2 protein-coding genes are annotated in these 2742 nt (G+C 65.5%); one reads left to right on the top strand and one right to left on the bottom strand.

The genetic code is table 11. The annotated features are described in order from the left end of the window. Window positions 1–131: 131 nt before the first annotated feature. Entirely contained in the window at window positions 132–899 is a 768-nt protein-coding gene (locus tag ACFVXE_RS30150; RefSeq protein ID WP_389675916.1) for a transposase family protein, read from the bottom strand. Window positions 900–995: 96 nt separating this feature from the next. On the opposite strand from ACFVXE_RS30150, the gene ACFVXE_RS30145 reads away from it, so the two are divergent. Next, window positions 996–2264 (top strand): MFS transporter, encoded by a 1269-nt coding sequence (locus ACFVXE_RS30145; RefSeq protein WP_389675969.1) that lies wholly within the window; start codon window positions 996–998, stop codon window positions 2262–2264. Window positions 2265–2742: the final 478 nt, after the last annotated feature.

Here is a 2742-nt window from a genome sequence, read left to right as displayed (position 1 = left end):
ATATACACCCCCCCACTCTGGGCGCCCGCTACAGTGGTTTAAACCCCACCCCCCCTGGCCTGGTGTGTGTACGCGTTCGGGTTGGCCTTTCCGGCCAACCGAAACGCTCAGTGAGGTTTTCTCAGTGAAGATCACTTCCAGTGGCGGTTGAGGGCAAGGGCGACGCGGGCTATGTCGCCGATACGGCTGGGGCTGAGGGTGACGCGCTTGAGCGTGCGCCAGCGTTCTTTGAGTTCGGCAGCGGCGCGCTCACCGAGGGCGCGGAGGTCTCTGACCAGGCAGTTCGTGGTGCGGGTGTCGGCGTCGAGGGCTTGTTCCGACTTCCCCTTCGGGCGGCGGACCGGGACGCGGATGCCGATGCCGGCGCCGATGTATCCCTTGTCGGCCAGGGTGAGCAGGCCGTCTGCGGCTGCCTTGTACAACGCGAGCAGGACGTGCAGCCGGGCGGCGGTGATGTCCGGGGTGGAGCCCGGCTCGACATCGGAGACCCACAGCGGGGTGCCGTCCGGGGCGGACAGGAACTGAACGTTGCCGCCGAAGCTCTTGTGTTTCTGGCTGAACCACGGGTCGTTGCCGTTGTCCCGAGTGCCGGCCAGGCGGTCGCTCTCGACGAGCATGCCGTCGAGGATCACGTGACTCATCTCCTCCTCGCGGCAGCGGGCCAACACCTCGTGCAGATCGGGTGCTTGGGCCGCGAGGATGTCGATTCCCTCGTGCAGGTAGCGATAGCTGGTGGCCTGGGAGATGCCAGCGTCCCTGGCCAGGCAGTGCACGCAGCCCCGCTCACGGAACCAGCGCAGCACGAGGACCGCCTGCCGGAACGTGCCCAGTGACCGCGAGCCCCGCGGGGTGCCCAGACGACGGCGATGCGCGGCAAGCAGCCGGGAGAGGTGCACCACGATGTGGATATCCTGCGCGAAGTATGGACTGGAGGTTCCGGTCGGCGGCGGAGGCCCAACACTGATGATCACCGGAGTCACCAGGGAGCCCGCAGCATGGCCGGCACCACGGAGGCCCTTAGCGGGTCGGCTGCAGTCGACAATGCAGCACGAAGTGTCACGCGCCCGTTCTACGTATACGCCGTGCTCACCAACTCGCTGTTCCAGCGCGGCGTATTCGTCCTCTTCCTTTATCAGCGAGGCTTCTCCGTCGGGCAAGTGGCCCTACTGCAGACACTGCTCTACCTGGTCAGCGGACTTGCGGAGTTGCCGACGGGAGTCATCGCCGACCGAATCGGCAGGCGTGCCAGCATCGTGATCGGCCAGATGCTGATAGCTGGATGCCTGCTCGGTCAGGTGGCGTTCTCCAACTACTGGGTGTTCCTGGCACTGTTCATCGGGCAGGGTGTGGGCATGGCATGTGTGTCCGGTTCGGACACCGCCCTGCTGTACGACCTGCTCGTGCGTCGTGGTGCAACGGCCAGCTACGTCAAGATCAAGTCCCGGTTCACCATGCTCGGGACGGTCACCTCGGGAGCCGCCATCGTCCTCGGCGGCCAACTGCAGCAGATCTCCTGGGGAGTCGTCTACGTCGGTTCGGCGGCGTGCCTCGTCCTGACCGTGTTGGTGCTGATGTCACGGGTGCCCGAGATCCGCGGCGCGGACGCGGTGGACGAGCAGGACGGAGCCGAGGAGCACGGCGACGCCACAGCATGGCGGGCGATGCTTCGGGTCGCCACGCCGGCGCTCGTGACGCTCGTCGTGGTGTCCGGATTGATGCATGCGACTTTGACGCCGTACATCATTCTTACGCAGAAGACCCTCTCCGATCAGGGAGCGGGCACCGCATTGGTCAGCGTGGTCATATCGGCGGGATTCTTCGCCGGCGGGCTCACTCCGCTGTTGTCGGACCGTGCGGCCCGGCGTATCGGGTATCGGGTCATCGTTCCGGTGTCTCTCCTGGCGCTCGCCGCGGCACTCGGCCTGAGCGGCCTCGGCCTTGTCTGGGTCACCATCGCCGCGTTCCTGGTCCTGGTCGGGATTCCCGAGATCACCGCCGTGATCGTGGACAACGTGTTCAACGAGGCCGTGCCGTCGCGCCACCGGGCGAGCCTGCTGTCGATGATCGCATTCGTGGAGTCGGCGCTCATCGGCATCGGCTATCTCGTCCTCGGCGCGCTCATGGACGGGCTGGGCTCCAGTGTGGGCATGGCCACCTACGCCGCGGTCCCCCTGCTGGCATGTCTCCTGTGGCTCCCGGTGCTCTTCCGAGGGGCACGGGTGACCACCGAGATCGAGAAGCCCGCCGACCAAAAGGCACCCTGAAACAGACCGTCTCGAGCAACGCCCCTGCCCGATGGCGGGGGCGCTGCTCGTTGACATGTCGCTCCCAATCAGCGACGGAGCTGTCATCGCGACGATCAGCGCCAAACGGGATGGGAAGAATCGCGCCACTGAGAAAACCTCAGTGTGCGACACGAAGTCGCCCCAGGTAAGTAAGGACAGCCACGGGAAGGAGGTATCGATCGGCTGAACTTCGGGCCAGTGTCCAAGGCCCGTCCCCGCGTTCCCATGCGTCGCCGGCAACGGCGGGGTGTGAAGCGGAGCGTTCAAGCCCAAGGGACAAGTTGGATATCGGAGACGAACATGGAGATCACGGCACCCGTCGTTATGCCCTCGCCTGCGGTGAACGGACCCGAAGACGACTTAAAGAGCGTTTTGTCCTGGCGGGGGTGTTTGGTAACTGGCGCGATGCCATTTGCTTGGGGCGGACCGTGCCGACGTGTGAGGATCCGCCTGTGGA

It is taken from the genome of Streptomyces sp. NPDC058231 (assembly GCF_042882275.1).
Classification (GTDB): domain Bacteria; phylum Actinomycetota; class Actinomycetes; order Streptomycetales; family Streptomycetaceae; genus Streptomyces.
Note: the sequence above shows the minus strand (reverse complement) of the source record. Positions and strands in the feature narration are given on the sequence as shown.